21 protein-coding genes are annotated in these 23995 nt (G+C 35.6%); 17 read left to right on the top strand and 4 right to left on the bottom strand.

From position 1 onward, the window contains the following. Positions 1-2: 2 nt before the first annotated feature. The 4 genes from ABVM53_RS11840 (at position 3) to ABVM53_RS11825 (ending at position 5588) form a co-directional block, all read left to right on the top strand. On the top strand, positions 3-593 hold the full coding sequence (locus tag ABVM53_RS11840; protein WP_405326262.1) for an NAD(P)H-dependent oxidoreductase: 591 nt from the start codon (positions 3-5) through the stop codon (positions 591-593). A gap of 236 nt (positions 594-829) precedes the next feature. Further along, entirely contained in the window at positions 830-2047 is a 1218-nt protein-coding gene (locus tag ABVM53_RS11835) for an exonuclease SbcCD subunit D C-terminal domain-containing protein (RefSeq protein WP_405326261.1), read from the top strand. A 3-nt stretch (positions 2048-2050) separates the two neighbouring features. Beyond that, positions 2051-5074 carry an AAA family ATPase gene (locus tag ABVM53_RS11830; RefSeq protein WP_405326260.1) on the top strand — a complete coding sequence of 1008 codons (3024 nt, stop codon included), beginning with the start codon at positions 2051-2053 and terminating at the stop codon, positions 5072-5074. A gap of 124 nt (positions 5075-5198) precedes the next feature. Further along, on the top strand, positions 5199-5588 hold the full coding sequence (locus ABVM53_RS11825; RefSeq protein ID WP_128758413.1) for an acyl-CoA thioesterase: 390 nt from the start codon (positions 5199-5201) through the stop codon (positions 5586-5588). A gap of 79 nt (positions 5589-5667) precedes the next feature. On the opposite strand, the gene ABVM53_RS11820 is transcribed toward ABVM53_RS11825, so the two are convergent. The 3 genes from ABVM53_RS11820 to bcp form a co-directional block, all read right to left on the bottom strand. Beyond that, on the bottom strand, positions 5668-6174 hold the full coding sequence (locus ABVM53_RS11820) for a hypothetical protein (protein ID WP_405326258.1): 507 nt from the start codon (positions 6172-6174) through the stop codon (positions 5668-5670). A gap of 104 nt (positions 6175-6278) precedes the next feature. Continuing rightward, positions 6279-6644: a hypothetical protein gene (locus ABVM53_RS11815; protein ID WP_405326257.1), complete on the bottom strand. Its 366-nt coding sequence runs from the start codon at positions 6642-6644 to the stop codon at positions 6279-6281. A gap of 286 nt (positions 6645-6930) precedes the next feature. Continuing rightward, the gene (bcp, locus tag ABVM53_RS11810) at positions 6931-7386 is read right to left on the bottom strand and encodes a thioredoxin-dependent thiol peroxidase (protein WP_405326255.1); all 456 of its coding nucleotides are present in this window, start codon (positions 7384-7386) and stop codon (positions 6931-6933) included. A 90-nt stretch (positions 7387-7476) separates the two neighbouring features. Here bcp and nth point away from each other — a divergent pair, with 90 nt between their 5' ends. Continuing rightward, complete coding sequence (nth, locus tag ABVM53_RS11805) at positions 7477-8133, top strand: endonuclease III domain-containing protein (RefSeq protein WP_405326253.1); 657 nt, start codon at positions 7477-7479, stop codon at positions 8131-8133. A gap of 106 nt (positions 8134-8239) precedes the next feature. Beyond that, entirely contained in the window at positions 8240-8872 is a 633-nt protein-coding gene (locus tag ABVM53_RS11800) for a hypothetical protein (RefSeq protein WP_405326251.1), read from the top strand. Between the two features lie 247 nt (positions 8873-9119). Here ABVM53_RS11800 and ABVM53_RS11795 read toward each other — a convergent pair whose 3' ends face one another. Further along, entirely contained in the window at positions 9120-9704 is a 585-nt protein-coding gene (locus ABVM53_RS11795) for an RNA polymerase sigma factor (protein WP_371456054.1), read from the bottom strand. Between the two features lie 318 nt (positions 9705-10022). Here ABVM53_RS11795 and uvrA point away from each other — a divergent pair, with 318 nt between their 5' ends. The 11 genes from uvrA to ABVM53_RS11740 all read left to right on the top strand — a co-directional run bounded on the left by uvrA (position 10023) and on the right by ABVM53_RS11740 (position 23995). After that, positions 10023-12806: an excinuclease ABC subunit UvrA gene (uvrA, locus tag ABVM53_RS11790; RefSeq protein WP_405326249.1), complete on the top strand. Its 2784-nt coding sequence runs from the start codon at positions 10023-10025 to the stop codon at positions 12804-12806. A 403-nt stretch (positions 12807-13209) separates the two neighbouring features. Beyond that, the gene (locus tag ABVM53_RS11785; RefSeq protein WP_405326247.1) at positions 13210-13767 is read left to right on the top strand and encodes a hypothetical protein; all 558 of its coding nucleotides are present in this window, start codon (positions 13210-13212) and stop codon (positions 13765-13767) included. Between the two features lie 173 nt (positions 13768-13940). Further along, on the top strand, positions 13941-15356 hold the full coding sequence (mnmE, locus tag ABVM53_RS11780; protein WP_405326245.1) for a tRNA uridine-5-carboxymethylaminomethyl(34) synthesis GTPase MnmE: 1416 nt from the start codon (positions 13941-13943) through the stop codon (positions 15354-15356). 120 nt (positions 15357-15476) lie between these two features. Next, positions 15477-15680, top strand: coding sequence for a 7-cyano-7-deazaguanine synthase (locus ABVM53_RS11775; RefSeq protein ID WP_405330869.1), 204 nt, complete (start codon positions 15477-15479; stop codon positions 15678-15680). Between the two features lie 4 nt (positions 15681-15684). Continuing rightward, positions 15685-16377 (top strand): hypothetical protein, encoded by a 693-nt coding sequence (locus ABVM53_RS11770; protein WP_405326243.1) that lies wholly within the window; start codon positions 15685-15687, stop codon positions 16375-16377. A 113-nt stretch (positions 16378-16490) separates the two neighbouring features. Next, the gene (locus ABVM53_RS11765; RefSeq protein WP_405326241.1) at positions 16491-16736 is read left to right on the top strand and encodes a type II toxin-antitoxin system ParD family antitoxin; all 246 of its coding nucleotides are present in this window, start codon (positions 16491-16493) and stop codon (positions 16734-16736) included. After that, positions 16714-17004, top strand: a complete 291-nt coding sequence (locus tag ABVM53_RS11760) for a type II toxin-antitoxin system RelE/ParE family toxin (RefSeq protein WP_405326239.1) — start codon at positions 16714-16716, stop codon at positions 17002-17004. The genes ABVM53_RS11765 and ABVM53_RS11760 overlap by 23 nt, the downstream gene beginning before the upstream one ends. Before the next feature lie 205 nt (positions 17005-17209). Then, positions 17210-19591 (top strand): EcoAI/FtnUII family type I restriction enzme subunit R, encoded by a 2382-nt coding sequence (gene hsdR / locus ABVM53_RS11755; RefSeq protein WP_405326237.1) that lies wholly within the window; start codon positions 17210-17212, stop codon positions 19589-19591. After that, on the top strand, positions 19591-20832 hold the full coding sequence (locus tag ABVM53_RS11750) for a hypothetical protein (RefSeq protein ID WP_405326235.1): 1242 nt from the start codon (positions 19591-19593) through the stop codon (positions 20830-20832). Before hsdR ends, ABVM53_RS11750 begins: the two co-directional genes overlap by 1 nt. Then, the gene (locus tag ABVM53_RS11745; protein ID WP_405326233.1) at positions 20825-22255 is read left to right on the top strand and encodes an N-6 DNA methylase; all 1431 of its coding nucleotides are present in this window, start codon (positions 20825-20827) and stop codon (positions 22253-22255) included. Before ABVM53_RS11750 ends, ABVM53_RS11745 begins: the two co-directional genes overlap by 8 nt. Then, positions 22256-23995: a restriction endonuclease subunit S gene (locus ABVM53_RS11740; protein ID WP_405326231.1), complete on the top strand. Its 1740-nt coding sequence runs from the start codon at positions 22256-22258 to the stop codon at positions 23993-23995.

Here is a 23995-nt window from a genome sequence, read left to right as displayed (position 1 = left end):
TTATGAAAAATATATTTATTATCAACGGAAGTCATCCCTTCGCTCATTCCGGCGGAAAGTTTAATCAAACACTCTTTGAAAACACACAAAATTTCTTCCAAAACCGTGAAGAGTTCGCTCTAAAAACTACCCAAGTAGGATCTAATTATGATCCTAAAGAAGAAGTTGAAAAATATAAATGGGCAGATATTATAATCTATCATACTCCAATATGGTGGTTTCAGATTCCCTTTGGCTTTAAAGAATATATTGATACTGTTTTTACAGAGGGACATCAAAATGGTATTTACGCCAGTGATGGAAGAAGTCGTACAAACCCGGATATTAATTATGGAACCGGCGGTTTACTGCAAGGTAAACGCTATATTCTAACCACTAGCTGGAATGCTCCTAAAGCTGCATTTACGCTAGAGAATGAGTTTTTTGATCAACGCAGTGTAGATGATGGTGCCTTATTTGGTTTTCATAAAATGAATGCATTTACCGGTATGAAATTACTAGACACGCACCACTTTCACGATATGGAGAAAAATGCAGATGTTCCTAAAGAATTGGAAAATTACAATTCGTTTCTACTACATCATTTCAACTAATTCTACTCTTTTAAAAAAATCTAACAAGATGAGATTCAATTTTCGCCCTTATCTTGTTAGATTTTACTTACTGCTGCCTCCTATTCATAAATTGCATCCTGCTTTTCTTAAAGCGCTGCCCTTCCAATAATAAATTTGAAGGTTAAGATTTCCCTTCTTTACTTTATAATTTCAGCCGTTGCAACTTTCTAATTTTCGTAACTTCGACTTTCCTCCTACGCGTTAAAACCAGAATCATGAAAATTTTGCATACCGCCGACTGGCATATCGGGAAAAAACTACATAAACATTATTTACATCAAGATTTTGAACTCTTTATAAACTGGCTATTAGCTCTTATTCGCGAAGAAGAAATAGAATTAGTACTTATATCAGGTGATGTTTTTGATCTTGCAAATCCGTCTGCAGAAGCACGTCGCCAATATTATCTGGCGCTTAAAAAACTTAGCCTTCTCAAGTGTAAAATTATAATTACAGGAGGCAATCACGATTCGCCTACTATGCTCGATGCTCCTCGTGAAATTCTCGAGGCGCTTGATGTGCATATAATTGGTGGTATGCCACAAAATCCTGTAGATTGTCTGATACCTATTAAAAATAAAAATAGCCAACTCGAACTTGTAGTTGCTGCAATTCCATTTTTGAGGGATAGTGATATTCGTGCAGCTGAAGAAGGTGTAACCTATGATAACCGCATAGAGGCGATACGCAAAGGTATTGAAGCCACATTTACAGCGGCTGCCGCAAGTTGCAAAGCACAGTATTCACAAATTCCGGTCATTGCCATGGGCCATTTGTATGCAGCTGGGATTGAAACATCAGATAGTGAACGTGATATTCAGATCGGGAATCAAGCTGCATTTCAAGCAAGTCAGTTTGGAGATTATTTTAGCTACGTGGCATTGGGTCACATTCACAAACCGCAACGTGTTAACGCTTCAATCCCCACATTTTACAGCGGCTCTCCCCTACCGCTATCTTTTAGCGAGCGGAAAGATGAAAAACGTGTACTCTTATTAGATACAAATACTGGGTTTGAACCTATAAGTATTGCAATTCCCACATTTAGAAAACTAAATAAAATAAGTGGAACGCTAAATGAAATAAAAGCAAAATTAGCCAATTTAACTGCGGAAGGTGAACTTACAAACCTCATAGAAGTTGCGCTTATCGAAGAGAATTTTGACGCATATCTTATTGCTCAGTTAGACGAACTCGTTACATCATTTAGTGCTCCAAAATTAGAAATTGTTAAACATCGCGCCAGCTTTAAAAACCGATTGAAAGAAACCGGTCAACTTTTTGAGAATCATCGACATCTTGAAGATTTAAAACCACAAGAAGTATTTGACAAAATGCTGGAGCAGCATAGCTACGATGACAGAACTAAAGTGCTGGTAACTCAAGCCTTTCAAGAAATTGTAGAACAAATACATACGGCAGATCACCTATAAGCTATGAAAATTTTAAAGATCGCTTTTCAAAACATAAACTCGCTACGAGGAGAACATACTATTGATTTTACAAAAGCTCCATTTCTGCAAAATAGCTTGTTTGCAATTACAGGCCCCACCGGTAGTGGAAAAACCACAATTCTTGATGTTATCTCGCTAGCTCTTTTTAATCAAGTACCACGATTAGGTAAAATGAGTACGGGCGAAATTCTTAAGAAAGGAGCGCTGCTTACGCGCAATCAAACTGAAGCATATGCGTGCATAACCTATCGTTGCAAAGAAGGCATTTTTACTTCCACATGGTCAATTTCAACAAACCGAAATGGTAAGCTTCGGGATTATCATATGGAAATTACCGATGCACAATCAGAGACCATTATAGATTTAAAAAAGTCTGATATACCGGGAAAGAATGAAGAATTAATAGGCTTAAACTACGATCAGTTTATAAAATCTGTAGTTTTAGCACAAGGTGAATTTGCAAAGTTTTTACAAGTTCCGAAGAAAGAACGTGGTGCACTTTTGGAAAAAATTACCGGCACCGAAATTTACCGTCGTATAGGTACGGAGGTGTATCTAAGGCATAAAGAACGTGCTAAAGAGCTTAATGGTAAACGGGCCAAAATAGAAACCTACAAAGAGCAACTACTTGAGGAAACTGTTTATGCTGAAAAGCAACAGGAAGCAAAGAAATTAGCTAGTGAAAAAGAGCTATTGCTACAAAACCTTGAGAGCAGAGCTAAAGAAATTGAGCTGAAAAATAAACTGCAAAAAGAAGAAAAGGAACTTGAAAAGAGCCTGCAGGAACTCGATAAAATCAGCACACTGAAGAAGGTATTTGATTCTGAAAAAGGAGAGAAATTAAAGCGACATCAGGACATTCAGTTATTTGAAGAAGACCTAAATCTCTGGCAAAACTTACAAGAAAAAATAACAGGGAAATCAAATGAAATATCAGCAATTACAGATGCTTTAACCACTGCAAATACAACTCGGGAAGGCTTAAAACAAGAATTTGCTGAACTCTATAAATTGCATATTGATCCGGCTAATTTCTCAAACCAACTAGAGACCTACAAATCAAAAGTGCGCAGCTTAATTACAGATCGTAATGAGATTGCAACAACTTATAAAAACAGCAAAACGCATATAGAACGTCTTGCGGCACCACTACGATTTACCACGTCTGTAACGCAATTATTTGATTTTGAAAATGAGTTGCTCAATAAGCAACGTGTTAAAACATCTGCATATAAAAAACTGGAAGCTCAATTTGATTTAAAGAATACTCCAATTGAAATACGCCAGAAAGAGACACAAGAATTACTCAGACAAGTACGGAATGCAGAACGGGCTCATACACAATTAACTCATTTAAAAAATAAGCTTGATGATGAAATTAAAGATCTGGAAGAGCTTAAATCACAAAAAGCCGGTTTACCCGATACAATTGATAAATTAAAAGCGCAACTTGAATTAAAGGAAGCACAATTAGAAGTTAAACGACATAAACTGGAAATTGAACAACTTCAAAAACAGTTAGAAGATTTCCGCAGTGAGCTACAACCAGAAGCCCCTTGTCCTCTTTGTGGATCGCTTGATCACCCTTTTGCAACACAGCTTCCGCAGCAGGAAAACGGACTCAAAATTGCTGTTTCCCAACTCGAACACGAGCTAAATACGCTGATAAAAACGCGTACCATACAAGAGACTTCTTTAAAGAATTTAACTGGGCAATCTCATGAACTGCAAGAGCGTATACAACGACTTTCTAAAGAACTGAAAACTGCACAGAATTTATTTGACAACGAATATAACACGGTCATTTCGGGTAAAGAAAATTTTTCTTTTCAAGAACTAGAAAACCAACTTGAAAATAAAGAGCAGGAATTAAAAATTGCAAAACAATTGCAGGAAGAGCTGCTTGTATTGCAATCATTGCAGTCTGAAACCCTAAAATTAAAAGAGCTTATTGAAGCAGGTAAAACGAAGTCTGAAGCTATTGCTGCACTATTTATAGGTAAAAATTTTGAACAGGAAATCAGCCTTTCTGAAACAACTTGGAACCGCAATGAGCAGCATATAACACAGCAAACTCAACTTTTAAAAACGGCAAAAGAAAATCTTAATACTCTTAATAAACAGAATGAATCACTTGCTGCTTCACTTCTTAAGAAGCTACAAGAAAAAGGCTATACCACTATAGAAAAAGCTTTAGAGCAGCGTTTGAATGCTTCAGTTGCACAAAGCTGGACACAGGAAAATCAAAAACTTGAAACCGAACTCATTCGGTTAAAAACATTAAGCGCAAAGCTTATCGAAGAAATTAAAATCTTACAAAAAACTGCCGGATCTAAGCCACTTAACGAATTACTGGAAGAGCAGTCGATGCAAAAAGAAAACCTCGATTCATTAGAAACCGCTGCAGCCTCTTTATCACGTTTAATTTTAAATCAGGAACAATATTTAGGATGGATATCAGATCTTAAAATTCAGATAGAAACCGAATTAAAAGATGCCGAGCATTGGCACATTCTCAATGACCTGATAGGCGATGCCACCGGAAATAAATTTAATGATTTTGCTCAGGATCTTACTTTAGCGCAGCTTTTGCAATTAGCAAATAAGCGACTACTGCAACTTACAGATCGTTATCGAATCGATCAGCCGGGAGATGAAGAAGACGATAGTCTGGTAGCAATAGACGAACATATGGGCGGTCAACGAAGATCAATCAAAACCCTGAGCGGTGGGGAAACTTTTATACTTAGCCTCGCTCTGGCACTAGCGCTATCTGATCTCGCATCAAGAAATATTGAAATAAATAGTTTGTTTATAGATGAAGGTTTTGGGACGCTCGATCCGGAGACTTTAGACCAGACATTAGATACTTTAGAAGTTTTGCAAGCCGAATCTTCAAAAATGATAGGCGTCATTAGTCACGTTGATAGTTTAAAAGAACGTATAGCAACGCAAATACAACTCACTCAAAATGGACAAGGTTATAGCACGTTACGCGTAATTTAGTTTGTGTTCAATCTGAAAATTGCATTTATATTGGTTATAATACTATAAGTGATTCCGAAAGGTAAAAGCCACTTAAAGGGTTGGTTTTCCTTAACTTTACCAGTGAACCTGAAAAGAAATAAGAATGAATTTTCACACTAGAAAATGGATAAAACCACAGGATTTAAACCCCAATCGCTCGCTTTTTGGAGGACGGCTTTTAGAATGGATTGATGAAGAAGCTGCACTTTATGCGATTATACAACTTGAAAATCCACGTACGGTAACAAAGTATATTAGTGAAATCGACTTTAAAGCAAGTGCACGCGAGGGTGATATAATTGAAATAGGTCTAGAACCTGTAAAATTTGGAACGGCATCAATTACGCTGAAATGTGAAGTACGTAATAAGATGACCCGCGAAACAATTATTACCATCGATAAAATTGTAATGGTAGGTCTTGATGAAGAAGGCAATGCAAAAGCCCACGGAAAGACACAAATTGAGTATGTGAAAAATAGATTAGAAGTCTAAATTACTTTTACAATAAAAAAACAAAAGCCCGAAGAAAACTTAATTCTTCGGGCTTTTGTTTTAAATTCAGTTTGAATAATTAAGCTGCTTTGGAATGCTTTGCGCTTAGTTTAAGCTGCTTTTCAATTAATTCTTTCCATTTATTTACACGATTCATCTCATAATTTTGAGTTGCATCCAGTGTAGAATCATAAAAATTAATTACAATAGGTTGTGCATTTTCTTTTGAAATAAATTCTAGAGACAACTTTTCTAATGTATCGTGCATTTTACCATCAATGCGTTTAGAGGTTCTATCTTCTAGGGTAACTATACGTGTAATTGTATTTAAATCAATATGTTGGTGTTCTAATTCCTCACCACGGGTTTTTGAAAAAAGTAACTTATTTGCAACTGTATCTAATGATAGATACCGAGATGACCATTTTTCAGAATGGTTAATATTCAGGTTATTCTTTTTTGCTTCTTCTTTAATTTGTTTCTCTATTTTTTTTGAGTTTCCAGATCCGAATAATATAAATAATGCATAAGGAACTGCAACTAGGCCAACTACAATGGCAAATACTAAGATCATATCTATTTTCATAATAAGGTATTTTAACTGTTTTGTATAAAGTATTTTGATGCAAAGCATCAGAAGAAAGAGTCTTGTAATTAAACAGACTCTATAGTGCTATAAACAGTTAATTATTAGGGAAATAGATGAAAGGGAAATATCAATACAAGACCGCTTAGAGCTGGACAAATTGTACTGGAATATTCAAGATAATTAAGATCTTCTACAGCTTTAGATAAAGCGTAGCGCGAGCTTATGGCAGGGGACGAATTACTAGTTGTTGAAATGGTTTCTTGCTGAGAGCGTGTCACAAGCTCAGGAGCAGCATGAGTAAGATGTTCTATAACAAGTGCCTGATCATTTGCATCGCGAATCTCTGCGCGGTGCTTATCTGCAGGTACGGTGATAACAGATCCATTTTGTGAAGAAAAACCATAGGTAAACTGTGCTGTAAAAAACAGCAAAAACAGTACAACTACATTTTTAAAAAATGGTTTCATAAGACCCGCAAAGTTAAACAGCAACCTGTTAAGTTGATGCTAAATTTTGATGAATTATAGTTAGAATTTTGAACTGTTTTTAAATTCTTAGCATAGTTATAAATGTCTTACTAAGGCAACCCCCTACGAGATAAAATTCTTTTCCATAGTTATTTATAAGAAAGGTATGGTAAGGCAAATTACATCTTACCCTTCTTGAAGCTATCTCAATGCTTTATGACGAATAGAGAAAGTAATAAAAAAAGCCCGCAAACGCGGGCTTTTGAGCTGAATGAAAAATACCTTATTAAGAATCACTTAGAATCTGAGCTGCATGCTCTTTGGTTTTTACTTTATCAATAACTCGGGAAACAACTCCGTTTTCTATTAGAAAAGTCATTCTATGAATACCTTCATATTCTTTACCCATAAATTTTTTAGGTCCCCAAACTCCAAAAGCGTCGATGACTTTTTTATCTTCATCTGCTAATAGTGGAAATGGAAATTCATATTTATTTTTAAAATTAGATTGTCGCTTTTCAGAATCTGCACTCACCCCTAAAATTGCGTAACCCTGCGCCTGCAACTCCTCGTAATTATCTCTAAGATTACAAGCTTCTGTTGTACAACCCTGTGTGGACGCTTTTGGATAGAAGAACACAACCACTTTTTTATCAGTGTAGTCACTCCAATTAATAACATTTCCGTCCTGATCTGTAGTTGTAAAATCGGGTACCTTATCTCCGGCTTTTAAAGTCTTCATCTGTTTAATTTTTAATTATAGTTCGAAAGCATCTGATAGTTTATTCTAATACCTGCGCTTCTTTGTATTTTAGCCTTAAAATTACAGATAATGACTAAAGCCGATAAGGTAACTTTTGTTATAGATACGTTAAAGCGTATTTATCCGCAAATTCCCATACCCTTAGATCATAAAGATCCCTACACCTTATTAATTGCCGTATTAATGAGTGCTCAAAGTACAGACGTTAAGGTTAATCAAATCACACCACTGCTTTTTGAAATTGCAGACAATCCATTTGATATGATTAAACTTTCTGTGGAAGAAATACGTGAAATCATCAAACCCGTAGGTTTATCTCCTATGAAAGCAAAAGGGATACACGGCTTGTCACATATTTTGATCGATAAGTATAACGGAAGGGTTCCTGAAAGTATAGAGGCGCTTGAAGAACTTCCTGCAGTAGGTCATAAAACTGCAAGTGTAGTAGTTTCTCAAGCCTTTAATATTCCTGCTTTTCCGGTAGATACGCACATTCACCGCCTTATGTATCGCTGGAATCTTACCAATGGGAAAAATGTAGTGCAAACTGAAAAAGATGCAAAACGTTTGTTTCCTAAAGATGTTTGGAACGAACTGCATCTACAAATTATTTGGTATGGCCGGCAATATAGTCCGGCACGTGGCTGGGACTTAAATAAAGATATAATTACCGCAACCATAGGACGTAAATCTGTGATTGATGAATGGTATAAGCATAGAAAGTGATTTTTATTTTACTGTAACAGAAAATATTAACAAATAATTAGAAACCGCTTAGCGTTAATCTTGTTAATGCAAAACTAATATCCAATTAATCAATCCCTATTTTTAGATGAAATACCTATTCCTATCTCTTATAATTTTACTTACGGCCTGCAATTCGCAAAAAAATACCGCTCAATTTTCTGCTAAATCAAAACCTGTAAAAACACGTATAGATAAGCACTATGCAATTAACAATGACGAGCAAGAAGAACTTATAGAATACTCAGAAATACATTTTGACAGAAAAGAAAATCCAATTCTGTATATAGACCATCTTAGCGAACCAAAAGATACCATCAATGAATTTCCAGAATATGATAAAAAAATAACCGGAACAAAGATTTGTTTTTACGAAAATGACGTTGCCTTAGTATGTAGAGATACCAGCGCTACACTAATTAAAAACTATGAAATTCCAGAATCTGATCTTCCTACTTCCTATGAATTATACGATTCTGAAGGTTTGCAAGCAATTGTAGAATATTACGAAGAGGATAATTTTCCTTATAGAAAATATTTTATGACCAATCGTAAAACAGATAGATACGGGAGTTTAACGAGTTATCTGAAAAAGTCCTATTACTTACCCAAGGATTTTGAGCCTACAAATGAAGAAGCTCTAAAAATTGATAGCAACGGCCTACAAGAATTTGATAATGTGGAGCGCGTTATTTCAGAATATACCTATTATGAAGATTAATTAAAATAAAAAAAGACCCGCTTTTCAGCGGGTCTTTTCTTTTAGTTGAGAAAGTTATCGACTTTCCCAATCTTGGTATTCATAACACTTAAAGCCTTAGAATAATTTAAAATCCGATTTACGGTATCCTCAGAAGGATTCATTTTGCTGTTTTGAAAAGGAGATTTTTTAGAGTAAATGTTTTCCATCTAGTGTCGTTAAAGATTAATTGACTTCTATAACGCACACAAATGTCTTTTAGTCTAAGTTAATTTGTTAAAATTATATTGTTTTTCTCAATCACTTTTCTAAGGTTTATAAGCGCATAACGCATACGCCCCAAAGCCGTATTAATACTCACATCTGTAGATTCTGCTATCTCCTTAAAGCTCATGTCTTTGTAAATACGCATAACCAATACATCACGCTGATCTTCAGGTAACTCTTCTATAAGTTTGCGTACATCTTGCTCTACTTGATCTTTAATTATACGCTTTTCGGCATTTAATTCAGGATCCCCTAAAACAGAAAAAATATTAAAATCACCGGTGTTGTCAAACTTAGGCATACGCTTATTTTTTCTAAAATAATCGATTACCAGATTGTGAGCAATACGCATTACCCAAGGTAAAAATTTGCCTTCTTCATTATAACCTCCACGCTTCAGAGTACGTATAACTTTTATAAATGTATCCTGAAAAATATCTTCAGTTACATCTCGGTCATACACCTTAGAATAAATAAAACTATATATACGTTGTTGATGTCTTGAAATAAGAACAGAAAGAGCGCCTTCTTCACCCTGAATATATTTACTGACAAGTGCTGAGTCAGCATTTAATAAATCTTCCATAAAATCACTTTTGTAGTTTAAAGACCCTTAGGATCAATTCAATAATTTAAAAAGTAATTTTCAAGAATAGGCTTATCGCTTAGTAGTTAATGTTGAGCCAAATATAACAACTTTCATTCCAAATAAACAACTACTCCCGTACAATTTTAACATTAACAGGACGTTGGGCAAATCTGTGATTGAGTATCAATACTATAAATTATCTTTGTATTTAAAAAAATTGACTTCCGGTAGCTTACAGCTTCGAAGATTGTATTTCATAAATAACTTTGAACTAATACTCAAAGTTTTAAAAAACCGCGCTGCGGAATATTAGCTATGATTATTGACGTTTCTAATGTAGATCCTAAAAAAAATATCATTATTAAAGGTGCTAAACTGCACAACCTAAAAAATATAAATGTAATTATCCCACGTAATAAACTGGTTGTTATAACCGGTTTATCAGGTTCGGGTAAATCAAGTCTCGCTTTTGATACACTCTACGCCGAGGGACAACGCCGGTATGTAGAGAGTTTATCATCGTATGCGCGTCAGTTTTTAGGTAGACTTAACAAACCTAAAGTAGATTATATAAAAGGAATCGCTCCTGCTATAGCAATTGAACAAAAGGTAAATAGTACAAATCCGCGTTCTACAGTAGGCACCAGTACCGAAATATATGATTATCTAAAACTTCTTTTTGCTCGTATTGGCAAAACTTATTCTCCGATTTCAGGAGATGAGGTAACAAAAGATACGGTTACCGATATAGTTGATTATGTAAAGAGTTTTGAAGAACGTAGTAAATTGTTACTTCTAGCTCCTTTTATTGTTGAGAAAGACCGAAAGATCGAAGAAAAACTGAATATTCTTCAACAACAAGGATATGCACGTATAAAAATAAATGACGACGTGGTGCGTATTGAGGAGGCCGGTTCAATTAAAGCTTCAGACAAATTATTTCTAGTGGTTGACCGAATCATAACAAAAAATGATGAGGATTTTGAAAACCGTCTCGCAGATGCCGTGCAGACTGCCTTCTATGAAGGAAAAGGGGAAGCTTATATTGAAGATCTGGCTACTGGTAAACAGCATCATTTTAGTAATAGTTTTGAGCTTGATGGCATAACGTTCTTAGAGCCGAATGTTCATTTATTCAGTTTTAATAATCCATATGGGGCTTGTCCTACCTGCGAAGGCTATGGGGATGTCATTGGGATTGATGAAGATCTTGTAATTCCTAATACGGCGCTTTCTGTATATGAAAATGCGGTATTTCCCTGGCGGGGAGATAGTATGAGCTATTATCGGGATCAACTGGTGAATGCAGCTTACAAATTTGATTTCCCCATTCATAAACCCTACTTCGAACTATCTGAAGAGCAGAAGAATTTATTATGGAATGGGAACAGCCATTTTGAAGGTATAAATCAGTTTTTTGAATACCTGGAATCTAAAGCATACAAGATTCAGAATCGCGTAATGTTATCGCGCTACCGCGGAAAAACAAAATGTAAAACCTGTGGCGGAAAACGCCTGCGTAAAGAAGCCAATTACGTAAAAATAGGTGGCGCTACAATCACAGATCTAGTAGGACTTCCGCTAAATAAAGTAGCTGATTTTTTTAAACAATTAGAACTTGGCGAACACGATGCTACAATTGCAAAACGCTTACTTACTGAAATAGAAAGCCGACTTGAATTTCTGGCAAAAGTAGGTCTCACCTATCTTACTCTAAACCGAAAGTCAAATACATTATCTGGTGGGGAATCTCAACGTATTAATCTGGCAACCTCATTGGGAAGTAGCCTTGTAGGATCGATGTATATCCTCGATGAACCCAGTATAGGATTACATCCTAAAGACACAGAGCGTTTAATTGAAGTTCTCAAAAATCTGCGAGATCTGGGTAATACGGTTATTGTGGTAGAACACGACGAAGATATTATGAAAGCCGCAGATGAGATTATCGATATTGGTCCAGAAGCAGGTACTTTTGGTGGAGATCTCGTCGCTGTAGGCACCTACGATGACATTCTGAAAAGTGAATCCCTCACGGCTAAATATCTTAACGGCACTATGGAAATTAAAGTTCCTGAAAAGCGCCGTACCTCAAAATACTATGTAGATGTACTGGGCGCTCGCGAACATAATTTAAAAAATATAGATGTACGTTTTCCGCTAGGAGTTTTTGTTGCAGTGACGGGTGTTTCGGGAAGTGGAAAAAGTACCTTGGTAAAAAAATTACTGTATCCCGCGTTACTTAAAGAAACGGGTGGTTTTGGTGAAAAAGAAGGTCAAATGACTGGTATAACTGGTAAGTTTGACATTATTAATCACATTGAATTTGTTGATCAAAATCCTATAGGTCGATCATCACGTTCTAATCCCGTTACCTATATTAAAGCGTATGATGATATACGCTCTTTATATGCAGGTCAGAAACTGAGTAAAATCCGTAATTTCCAGACAAAACATTTTTCTTTTAATGTAGATGGTGGACGTTGCGAGACGTGTAAAGGAGAAGGTGAAGTAACAATTGAGATGCAATTTATGGCAGATGTGCATCTGGAATGTGAAGTGTGCAAAGGAAAGCGATTTAAAAAAGAAGTTCTTGAAGTTACTTTTGAAGATAAAAATATAGATGATATCTTGAATCTCACTATAGATGATGCAATTTCGTTTTTCACAGAACATAAACAGGATAAAATCACCCGCAAACTAAAGCCGCTTCAGGACGTAGGTCTGGGCTATGTAACTTTAGGACAAAGTTCCTCTACCCTTTCGGGTGGTGAAGCGCAGCGAATAAAATTGGCATCTTTTCTGGTTAAAGGAATCACTAAAGAAAAGAATCTCTTCATATTTGATGAGCCTACCACCGGACTACATTTTCACGATATTCAGAAATTATTGACGTCATTTGAAGCGTTGATAAAAAAAGGACATTCTATTATAGTTGTAGAGCACAATCTTGATTTGATTAAATGTGCAGATCACGTAATAGATTTAGGACTTGACGGAGGCGAAAATGGAGGCTATTTAATCGCTTCAGGCACTCCGGAAGAAGTGGCAAAAAATAAGAAGTCGTACACAGCTGAATATTTAAAGGAAAAACTTTAATTATTTGTTTTGAAACTATCCCCGATCCTTCTCCGCTATGGAGAAGGATTTTCGGTTTTTTAATTGTTTTGTTTCCTGTTTTGCAATGCAAAACAGAAAGCGTTTATCTCAAAAATTCACATTATTCCTAAGATCTCTCTCGATGAATATTCCAGCTAACCTTCCCTAGATTTATTGGAACAGGAGAGCTTTTTGTTCGTTTGATGCTTCAGTTCTTAGATAAATTAAAAAGAATTTTACAGATTAGCTACACTTATACTAATTGGTTTCCAATTCATTATAGTATCGAAAAACTCTTCGCGATAGCAAAATAAAGAACATATTTTAAGTTTGGCACGAGGTTTGAAAAGTCTATAGTATAACACGGTTAATTCTTAAGAATTAACTTAAAATACAGATAGACATGAAACGCACTTTATTTTTTTTAGCAGCAAGTTTCGTAATGGGAGCTACTGCACAGGCAGCAGATTTTGCACAAGTAACAACCCCTGGTGATAATCTAATTATAAACTCAACGGCGATGAGTCCGGTGATTTTTATAGAGCGCGGTGTCGAGTTTCTAGTCTATCCTAATGGCACATTAGATTTTAATGTAACTCCGTCATCAACCCGTATGAATGGGAAGTATGTAAAAGAAGTTTACTATGCGGGCAATCACAACGTGAATTATAAAACTGGTGCAAATTACCGCAAAGGATATGTGCAGTATAACAGAAGTGGTCAAGTGATACAGATAGGGACATTGACTATTGATTATTTACGGAATGGTCAAGTATCTCGCATAGGCGCTATTCCAGTAAAATATAAAAAAGGACGCTTAGATCAGATAGGTAATGCAAAAATGCATTATGACAGAAGCGGTCGTATTTATAAGCAAACCGGTAATTTATCTAACGGAAAAGATAAAATTGATTTAAATATAAAAGTTATAGAAGTATATGGAGACCGAAGCCGTAGGTAATGAAGCAAATGTTTCAAAACCAGGTATAGTTTCCGTGAAAGAAGACTCGCCTGATTAGCGAGATCTAGTTTGATTTTTTTGGTTGGTTAGTTGATAAGTCCCCTGTAAATTCTTTTGCAGGGGACTTTTATTTGTGCGGTGTATCGCCACCAATATTTCGTAATTTTGTGGTTATGCAAATTCAAGATACCATAGCCGCATTGGCAACTGCTCCTGGTGCGGGAGCGATAGCCGTAATCCGTGTTTCGGGGGAAAACGCGATTGATATTGTTTCTTCCATTTTTGATGCTAAAAGCGGAAAGATTCTCAAAGATCAAGATACCCATACCCTGCATCTTGGAAATATAAAAGACGATAATCGTATTATTGATGAAGCGCTGGTTTCCATTTTTAAAGGGAAGCGATCCTACACGGGAGAACCTACCATTGAGATTTCGTGTCACGGAAGTTCCTACATTCAGCAAGAAATACTTCAGCTTTTATTTAGGAAAGGCTGTCGCGCTGCTAAAGCTGGCGAATTTACCCTTCGTGCTTTTATTAATGGCAAGATGGATTTAAGTCAGGCAGAAGCTGTAGCCGATTTGATTGCCAGCGATAATGCCGGTGCACATCAAATCGCAATGCAACAAATGCGTGGTGGTTTTTCTAATGAAATAGCTCAACTACGTCAGGAATTGCTGGATTTTGCTTCACTTATCGAACTCGAACTAGATTTTGCTGAAGAAGATGTGGAGTTCGCTAATCGCGAAGAATTTCAAAATCTAATCACAAAAATAACACGTGTTCTTAAACGCTTAATCGATTCATTTGCTACCGGAAATGTAATTAAAAACGGAATACCCGTTGCTATTGTAGGCGAACCTAATGTGGGGAAATCTACATTGCTCAATGCGCTTTTAAATGAAGAGCGCGCGATTGTAAGTGACATTGCAGGTACTACCAGAGATACTATTGAAGACGAACTCTCAATAGGCGGAATTGGATTTCGTTTTATAGACACCGCGGGAATACGTGAAACCTTTGATGTTATAGAAGGTCTGGGAATTAAAAAAACTTTTGAGAAAATCACACAAGCACAGGTGGTGCTTTATCTTATAAACGCGGATAAGTTCAGAAATCAACCCGATCTATTTATTGTTGAAATTCAGAAAATTCGCAACCGTTTTCCTGATAAACCTTTAGTACTGGTTGCAAATAAAATTGATCACCTCACCGAAGCGGAGCAAAACAACATTAACGAACAATTATCTCAGTTAATACCGGAAAAATCTAAATCTGCAGTACTTCTAATTTCTGCTAAAACCGGATTGGGTGTAGACGAATTGAAAGAGCAATTGCTGCAATTTGTAAATATGGGTGCTCTTCGCAATAACGAGACTTTAGTTACCAACTCCCGCCACTACGACGCCCTCCTAAAAGCCCTTGAAGAAATCGAAAAAGTACAACAAGGAATTAATGATGGGTTGAGTAGCGATTTAATGGCTATAGACATTAGAGAAGCCCTGTATCATTTTGGGGAGATCACTGGTCAAGTGACTAATGATGAACTGCTTGGTAATATATTTGCTAATTTCTGTATTGGGAAGTAAAGACTTAAAAATCTCTTAAACGTCCTAAATTAACATATCGATTACATTCATTAACTTCAAAATCGAAACAAAAAATTGAATTAGGCTATTTAAAAACTAAGAGAAAATCAATTAAAATGCCTGAACATTTTTCGACAAGAGTTCTTAGAAACTCTGGTATTAAGGTTAATTCTGGCACTGAAGCTTGGAGAAATAATCCCACTGGCTAATAAACTAAAAGTCGATATAAAAAAAACAATAAGTTGTTATCAGCCATTACAAAATAAGGAATGCGGCCAATGTATAAGCTGCCTAGTAAATTACAATGCTTTGATTAATAATTAAAAAAATGGATATAAGTAATAAAATTGAATTGCAAAGGAAGGAAATATTAAATAATAGTGAGAAAAATCTTGATAGATTTTTAAATCAGGCTGATTCTCCCATTGAAAAGTTAATGTTGCAATACATAATTAGATATCTAACCACCACACATAATTACCGGTTTTGCAACACATACAATTATTTTGGCGATGATGGTAATGAAAATTTTATTTTCTCTAGTCGTATTCATATTTCAAAATTGCATAATACTGCAGATATTAATGACCCAAAAAAATACAAACTCAAATATTTAATTTCTGTAGTGCCACAACTTGAGGAATATTCCGATGACAATAAATATTCCATAGATATAGCAATAAAGCTAAGAACATTTCAAAATGATGGAACATTTATCAAAGAAAATAAAGTAGCCATCGAATGTGATGGCCACGATTTTCACAGTAACAAAATACAAATAGAGAAAGACAATAAACGAGCAAGGAGTCTGAGAAACAAAGACTGGTGTGTTTTAAGATATAGCGGTTCCGAAATTTATAATTTTAATTACAAAATATTTTCCGAAAAAATTTTCACAGACATACTTCACATACTTTTTGAAAGTACAAAAGATGAAAATGAGCAGATGTTTCTCAGATTGTGGAGAAATGGTGATTTTCAATTCATTAACTCTTCTTATATCTATGATTTTAAAGAATGATCAATCTAGATTTAATTATACTTAAATAATCTATTTACCAGTAGAAGTAATTATAAAAACAAATTTATTTTTTACATAAAGTATCTATATTTATCAAATATAGATACTTTGTTATGAATATTAGTTTCACTAAAAAGCAAGAAGAATATATCTCCAAACAAGTTGCTTCAGGAGAATATCAAAATAATAGCGAGGTCATACGAGATGCGCTAAGACTTCACGGCATCTATCGCGAAAAGGTCATACAGGATTTAAGAAAAGAAATTGAATTAGGCTGGGATGGCCCAGATAGTTCGATGACTATGGATCAAATTATTGAATCCAAGAAAAGTCCTGATGAACAACTATATCTTATCTAAGAAAACTCAGGAAGATATTGACGCCATTTATGAGTTTGGAGTTCTCCAATTTGGAGAAGATCAAGCCCTAAATTATTTAATAGAACTACGTGTTCACTTTGAGCTTCTTTTAAAAAATCCTGAGATAGTATACAACGTCGTGAGATTAAAGAAGAACTTTACAGTCTCCACTACGCTTCTCACATCATTTTTATCGCATTCTAAAAATTATTTAAGGATCGTTAGAGTACTACACGGAAGCAGAGATTTGAGAAAGTTTTTAAAGTAATATTTCTCTCCATTACTGAATCCCGTAAAACTCTAAATTCTTTTTTTGCCTATGTTTGACTATAGTAGCAATAATAACTACTTTTAAAGCCCCCCTTGCTTTATTAATTTGTCTAACATTCCAAATGAGTTACTTATTCTTTCTATGTACAGCCACTGCTAACAACAGAAATATAGAATAGTTATAGGCCATATACTGTTTGCTTATGAACAAAAAAGACCTTTCCGAAAGGGATATCTGTACCAAGTTTATAAATCCTGCTATACAAAAAGCAGGGTGGGATATGAGAAAGCAGGTACGCGAAGAAGTTTCATTTACAGATGGGCGTATTATTGTACAGGGAAACTTACATACCAGAGGCCAGCGCAAACGAGCTGACTACATTTTATATCATAAGCCCAACTCTCCTATTGCAATTATAGAAGCTAAGGACAATAAAAAATCAGTGGGATCTGGAATGCAACAGGCGTTGGAATACGCTGAAATATTACAAGTACCTTTTGTATTTACCTCCAATGGTGACTCTTTCGTTTTCCATGACACTACGGGTTTAACGGGCGATATTGAAAAGGAACTTAAATTAGATGAATTCCCTTCTCCGGAATACTTATGGGAACTCTATCTCAGGTACCAAAATATAGAAAGTCCGGAAGCTGTTGAGATTGTTGAGCAGGATTATTTCTTAGATATCAGTGGAATGAATCCCCGATATTATCAGCAAAATGCAGTAAACAGATCTGTAGAAGCCATTGCAAAGAATCAAAATAGAATTCTTCTGGTAATGGCTACCGGTACCGGTAAAACCTATACGGCTTTTAATATCATATGGCGGCTTTGGAAAGGACAGGTAAAGAAACGCATACTTTTTCTTGCCGATCGGAATGCGCTTTTGACACAAACTAAAAACGGTGACTTCTCCCCTTTTGGTAATGATATCATGCACATTATCAAAAACCGAAAAATTGATAAATCCTATCAAATTTACTTTGCCCTCTATCAAGGGCTGACGGGTAATGACGAATCAAAAAATGCTTATAAAGAATTCAGTCGTGACTTCTTTGATCTGGTTGTCATTGACGAGTGTCACCGCGGCAGTTCCTCAGAAGCTTCTGCCTGGAGAGAAGTATTGGATTATTTTAGTTCGGCTACTCAAATAGGACTAACCGCTACTCCAAAGGAAACAAAAGATATATCCAACATCGCTTATTTTGGAAAGCCCGTTTATACCTATTCCCTCAAGCAAGGAATAGATGATGGTTTTCTTGCCCCATATAAAGTGGTTCGAGTTAGTACTAATGTTGATGAAGGCTGGCGTCCTACTAAAGGATTAAAAGATAAATACGGTAATGAGATTGAAGATCGAATTTACAACCTCAAAGACTACGATCGTAGCCTTGCAATTGATGAACGGACCCAATTAGTTGCTCAACGAATAACAGAATACCTTAAAGGAACAGATCGTTTTTCCAAAACTATTGTATTCTGTACCGATATTGACCACGCCAACCGTATGCGCATTGCGTTGATCAATGAGAATGCTGATCTGGTTGCTAAGCATAAACATTATGTAGTTAAGATTACGGGAGATGACGAGGTAGGTAAAAGAGAATTAGACAACTTTACCGATGTAGAAGAAAGTTTTCCGGTTATTGCTACTACTTCTAAGATGCTAACTACTGGTATTGATACCAAAATGGTCAAAATCGTTGTGCTCGAAGCTAATATAGGCTCGATGACCGAGTTTAAACAGATCATAGGTCGTGGCACGCGTATTCGGGAAGCCGAAGGCAAAGTCTATTTCACGATAATGGACTTTAGAAAAGCCACCAATCATTTTGCAGATCCTGATTTTGATGGAGATCCTGTTCAAATTTATGAACCGGAGCCTGATGAACCTGTAGTACCTCCTGTTGAGGATGATGAAGTTGTTATTGATGGTGACAATTGGCCGGATGGTGAAGAACCCAATTATCCGGAAGGCGATACACCAAATATTGATATAGACGGTACACCCGATACTCCTAAAAAATATTATGTCAATAACATAAAAGTAAGCGTAGCTCACGAGCGCGTGCAATACTATGGAAAGGATGGGAAGCTAATTACCGAATCTTTAAAAGATTACACGAAAGAAAACCTAAACAAGCAATTTGGTTCTTTAGATGATTTTTTACTCCGTTGGAATAGCACCGAAAAGAAGGATGAATTATTTAGGGAATTGGCAGAGCATGGTGTATTATTGGAGGCCTTACGACAAGAAGTAGGTAAAGACCTTGACGATTTTGATCTCATTTGCCACATCGCATTTGATCAACCTCCATTAACCCGCAAAGAACGAGCAGATAACGTACGTAAGCGTAATTACTTTGCAAAATACGGTGCGGTTGCGCAGCAGGTTTTAAACAGTCTTTTAGTAAAATATGAAAATGAAGGAATCAGCTCTATAGAACAAGGTTCTGTTCTTAAAGTAAGACCTCTAAACGAATTGGGCTCACCCGTAGAGCTCGTGCGTGCTTTTGGCAAAAGACCAGACTTTGAAAAAGCGATTCAAGAATTAGAACACGAAATTTATAAAACTGGTTCTTAATGGAAGTTAATATAAATGTGGATTTCTATAATGACGAAGAAAGAGAGCTCATAAAGAAAAATTATCCTGAAGAGTATGACAAATTTGAAAAAATCGTTGAACCTCGTTTCGTACGAGTTTCATTTGCTGATTTCAAGGTTTATAGTCAAATGCACCACAGAAATAATAGAATTGAAAAACTGAAATCGTTCACTGCCATTCTTTCACAAATTGGAGACTTATATGGGAACGTAAATGTCTACACAAATTTCGATCCTGAAACAGGGCGATTTACTGCAGAAAATACGACAAATAATGAGCAGAATCACGTTTCTGAGTCAATTGGATGTGGTGGTGTTCTAAGCGTTTTGGGAATTGCTTATGATTTAACTCAAGCAGATTGGCAAAGAATAGATATTCAAGATCATAAGGATTTTGATTTTGATAGTGCTGTTATTGAAAATTTCAACAAAATGATAGTTGTCGAAACTAAAGGAAGTATTGTCGAAGACAACACTTCACTAGAAAAGGCTTCAAAACATAAAGCAAAAATAAAAGGCAAAAAAAATGATTTAGAATTTCTTGAGAAGTATGCTAAAAAAGCTGATTTACTTTTAGGCGGAATAACATTAATTGATGATGTTAATCATATGAAAGTATTACTAGTAGATCCTCCAGTAAATTCGGATCTAACTGAAGAATTTAGATTTAAAATAAAAATAATTAAAAGAATTACCTATTATAACGATTGGATCGCTTTAATAAGTACTCGCTCCTATCTGTCTATAACGCTTAATAACCGCTTAAATGCACTCAAAATCATAGATGATATACGACCATTTGATTTTGTGACTTTAACAAATTCGAATGAAGAAGTACTAAAACTACAAGAGGGATTTATTAAATCCAGAAGTCATATCGATCAAAAAATAGTTGGAAAACTTTATGTATTTAATAAAAATAAAGCCGTATTTATTGGTCTTCCTGTTGAAATCTATAATTTACTTGCAATACAAGATTTTTCTGCAATTGCTAAGTTTAGAATCAAAGCTTCAATCACTAAAAAAAAAATTGAGCTAAAGCTTTCTCGCTCATCTGCTCAGTATTCGGAATTCATTCAAAATATAAATATTCATTCTGAAATAAATTCTTCTAAGTTATTTCAATTTTCAGTTACAGATGCAGATGTTTTCCAAAATTCTGCAGGTCTTGTTTATAGCATACTAACTAATAATAATAATTATAACTTCTCTTATGAGTAACATCACTTCAAATATAAAATCCATACGAGATATAATGCGAAAAGACACCGGTGTTGACGGTGACGCACAGCGTATCTCACAAATGGTATGGATGCTTTTTATGAAGATTTTCGCAGATAAAGAAGAAGAATGGGAAATCACGATAGACAACTATGAAAGTCCTATTCCTGATAAATTAAAATGGCAAAACTGGGCGGCTGATGAAGAAGGCTTGACCGGTGATCAGTTGATGGACTTTATTGATAACGAACTTTTTCCTGTTCTAAAAGATCTGGACATCACCATTAGCCCGCAGGCACATATCATTCGTTCAGTATTTGAGGATACCTATAATTATATGAAGAACGGAACATTGTTTCGTCAGGTGATCAATACCATTAATCAAATTGACTTTAACAGCTCTACAGACCGTCATCTCTTTAATGACATCTATGAGACTATTTTAAAAGAACTACAGTCTGCAGGTTCATCGGGTGAGTATTATACACCCCGTGCCGTCACCCAGTTTATGGTAGATATTACAGACCCGCAACTGGGGGAGACCATTCTGGACCCGGCTTGTGGTACCGGAGGTTTCCTAACCTGTAGTATAGATCATATTCGCAAGCAGGTAAATACGCCTAAAGACCGTCAGGTACTTCAGACTTCCATTCGGGGTATTGAGAAAAAACCCCTACCGCATTTACTATGTACAACCAACCTGATGCTACACGGTTTTGATCTACCGGCTGTACGCAGGGATAATTTATTGAGCAAACCCTATAGTGATTGGGGAGCTAAAGACAAGGTAGATGTCATTCTTACCAATCCACCGTTTGGTGGGGTTGAAGAAGACGGTACCGAAACCAACTTTCCACAAAAATTCAGAACCAAAGAAACAGCAGATTTATTCCTGGCTTTAATTATTCGCTTACTAAAAGATGGCGGTCGCGCTGCTGTGGTTTTACCTGACGGAACCTTATTTGGTGAAGGTGTAAAAACACGGGTTAAAGAAGAACTATTAGACAAATGCAATCTGCATACGATTGTACGCTTACCTAATGGCGTTTTTAATCCTTATACTGGTATTAATACCAATTTGCTATTCTTTGAAAAAGGAACTCCTACCAAAGAGATATGGTATTATGAACACCCGTATCCTGAAGGCGTAAAAAGTTATAATAAATCCAAGCCTATCAACATTGCAGAGTTTGATACGGAAAAAGACTGGTGGACAAACAGAGAAACCAACCCATTGGCCTGGAAAGTCACTTTAGAAGAAATTAAAGCAAAGAATTACAATCTTGATTTTAAAAACCCACATCAGGAGGTAGATACGCTTGCAGCTCCGGAAGTTATTTTAGAAAAGTACAGTAAAACAGAAACTAAAATAAACAGCATTCAAGACGAGATTATAAAAGTACTAACCGAAGCTTTACAGTAGATGCAGTTACTCAAACACTTTCATAAACTCAGCATACATCCTAAAAATGCCGGTGAGCTTAAAGGGCTGATTCTGCAATTGTCTATACAAGGAAAGTTAACTGCTGACTGGAGAAAACAAAATCCAAAACTTATAACCGGATTAAATTCTGCTGAAACTCTTTTAAAAAATATAAAAACTGAAAAACAACGCCTGATTAGTGAAAAAATAATTAAAAAAGAGAAGAAACTTGATCCTGTACCTAAACATCTTATAACATATAAGGTTCCTAAAAATTGGGTACAAACAAGACTAGGTGAAATTGGTGATTGGGGAGCAGGTGCAACTCCATTAAGATCCAACTCTCTATTTTATGATGGTTCTATTAATTGGTTTAAATCAGGTGAATTAAACAATGGTATTATTGATTTTGAATCAAAGGAAAAAATTACAGAATTTGCTCTAAAAAAAACATCTCTCCGCTTAAATAAACCAGGAGATATTCTAATTGCAATGTATGGTGCAACAATTGGAAAAACAGCTATACTTGCTGTAAAGGGCACAACAAATCAGGCAGTTTGTGCTTGTACAACTTTTAAAGGTTTTAGTAATACATATTTGCATTTACTACTTAAAGGCTTAAAAAAAGATTTCATAAATCAAGGTGAAGGTGGCGCACAGCCAAACATTTCAAGGGTTAAAATTCGAAATAAAATTTTTGCACTCCCTCCACTTGAAGAACAAAAAGAAATCGTCCGGGTTGTCGAAATACTTTTTAAAGAAGTTCAGCAATTAGAAAACCTCACTCAAGAGCGCATCCAACTTAAACAGGATTATGTTTCATCTGCTTTAAACCAGTTAGCTACTCAAAACACACAGACAGCCTGGCAAGAGTTGACTCCGCACTTCTCTACTTTTTTTGATGATGTAACCAACATTAAAAAATTAAGAGAGACCATTTTACAATTGGCAGTACAGGGTAAACTCACTGCAGATTGGCGCAACCGTCACCCTGAGCTTGTTTCAGCATCGCATCACGCCAGTGAACTCCTTAAAAGCATCCAACAAGAGAAAGCCCAACTCATCAAAGAAAAGAAAATTAAAAAGGAAAAAACCTTACCTCCTATTACTCCCGAAGAGATTCCTTACGAATTGCCGGAGGGTTGGGTTTGGTGTAGATTTCAAGAAATTTTTGATGTACGAGATGGAACACACGATTCACCAAAAAACGTCTCTGATAAAAATTCTTATCCTTTAGTTACAAGTAAAGACTTTAAAAAAGGATTTATTGATCTAGAAAATACAAAAAGGATTTCAGAAAAGGATTACTACAAAATAATTCAGCGATCCTTAGTTGAAGAAGATGATATTTTATTTTCAATGATTGGTGGAAATTTAGGAAATCAAGTTATGGTTAAAGGAAATACTGATTTTGCAATAAAAAATGTTGCGCTTTTTAAGTATTACAAAAAGTCTTTGAGCGTTCCTGATTTCCTTAAAATTTTTAGTGAACATACTGCATATGAGATTCAGTATAAAGCTACAGGTGGTGCTCAACCATTTGTATCCCTAACGTTTTTAAGACAAATGTTATTTCCTCTTCCCTCATTAGAAGAACAAGAAGCAATTGTAGAAAAAGTAAATGCTTTAATGAGTCTTTGCGATCAGTTGGAGGAGGAAGTTAAGACCGGTAAGCAGCAAGTTGAGGATTTGATGAAAAGTGTTATAAGAGAGGTTTTTGAGGAAGCAAAATCAGTTTAG

The sequence above is a fragment of the Leeuwenhoekiella sp. LLG6367-2.1 genome (genome assembly GCF_045055775.1).
In the GTDB taxonomy this organism is placed as follows: Bacteria; Bacteroidota; Bacteroidia; order Flavobacteriales; family Flavobacteriaceae; genus Leeuwenhoekiella; species Leeuwenhoekiella aequorea.
This window is presented reverse-complemented; position numbering and strand designations above follow the sequence as displayed.

What these genes read in the sequence shown, in the direction of transcription:
- ABVM53_RS11830 (WP_405326260.1), top strand. Translation starts at nt 2,051, where the DNA reads ATGAAAATTTTAAAGATCGCTTTTCAAAACATAAACTCGCTACGAGGA.
- bcp (WP_405326255.1), bottom strand. Translation starts at nt 7,386, where the DNA reads ATGAAGACTTTAAAAGCCGGAGATAAGGTACCCGATTTTACAACTACA.
- uvrA (WP_405326249.1), top strand. Translation starts at nt 10,023, where the DNA reads ATGATTATTGACGTTTCTAATGTAGATCCTAAAAAAAATATCATTATT.
- ABVM53_RS11740 (WP_405326231.1), top strand. Translation starts at nt 22,256, where the DNA reads ATGCAGTTACTCAAACACTTTCATAAACTCAGCATACATCCTAAAAAT.
- ABVM53_RS11835 (WP_405326261.1), top strand. Translation starts at nt 830, where the DNA reads ATGAAAATTTTGCATACCGCCGACTGGCATATCGGGAAAAAACTACAT.
- ABVM53_RS11785 (WP_405326247.1), top strand. Translation starts at nt 13,210, where the DNA reads ATGAAACGCACTTTATTTTTTTTAGCAGCAAGTTTCGTAATGGGAGCT.
- ABVM53_RS11750 (WP_405326235.1), top strand. Translation starts at nt 19,591, where the DNA reads ATGGAAGTTAATATAAATGTGGATTTCTATAATGACGAAGAAAGAGAG.
- nth (WP_405326253.1), top strand. Translation starts at nt 7,477, where the DNA reads ATGACTAAAGCCGATAAGGTAACTTTTGTTATAGATACGTTAAAGCGT.
- ABVM53_RS11820 (WP_405326258.1), bottom strand. Translation starts at nt 6,174, where the DNA reads ATGAAAATAGATATGATCTTAGTATTTGCCATTGTAGTTGGCCTAGTT.
- ABVM53_RS11795 (WP_371456054.1), bottom strand. Translation starts at nt 9,704, where the DNA reads ATGGAAGATTTATTAAATGCTGACTCAGCACTTGTCAGTAAATATATT.
- ABVM53_RS11800 (WP_405326251.1), top strand. Translation starts at nt 8,240, where the DNA reads ATGAAATACCTATTCCTATCTCTTATAATTTTACTTACGGCCTGCAAT.
- ABVM53_RS11760 (WP_405326239.1), top strand. Translation starts at nt 16,714, where the DNA reads ATGAACAACTATATCTTATCTAAGAAAACTCAGGAAGATATTGACGCC.
- ABVM53_RS11765 (WP_405326241.1), top strand. Translation starts at nt 16,491, where the DNA reads ATGAATATTAGTTTCACTAAAAAGCAAGAAGAATATATCTCCAAACAA.
- ABVM53_RS11840 (WP_405326262.1), top strand. Translation starts at nt 3, where the DNA reads ATGAAAAATATATTTATTATCAACGGAAGTCATCCCTTCGCTCATTCC.
- ABVM53_RS11825 (WP_128758413.1), top strand. Translation starts at nt 5,199, where the DNA reads ATGAATTTTCACACTAGAAAATGGATAAAACCACAGGATTTAAACCCC.
- hsdR (WP_405326237.1), top strand. Translation starts at nt 17,210, where the DNA reads ATGAACAAAAAAGACCTTTCCGAAAGGGATATCTGTACCAAGTTTATA.
- ABVM53_RS11770 (WP_405326243.1), top strand. Translation starts at nt 15,685, where the DNA reads ATGGATATAAGTAATAAAATTGAATTGCAAAGGAAGGAAATATTAAAT.
- ABVM53_RS11745 (WP_405326233.1), top strand. Translation starts at nt 20,825, where the DNA reads ATGAGTAACATCACTTCAAATATAAAATCCATACGAGATATAATGCGA.
- mnmE (WP_405326245.1), top strand. Translation starts at nt 13,941, where the DNA reads ATGCAAATTCAAGATACCATAGCCGCATTGGCAACTGCTCCTGGTGCG.
- ABVM53_RS11815 (WP_405326257.1), bottom strand. Translation starts at nt 6,644, where the DNA reads ATGAAACCATTTTTTAAAAATGTAGTTGTACTGTTTTTGCTGTTTTTT.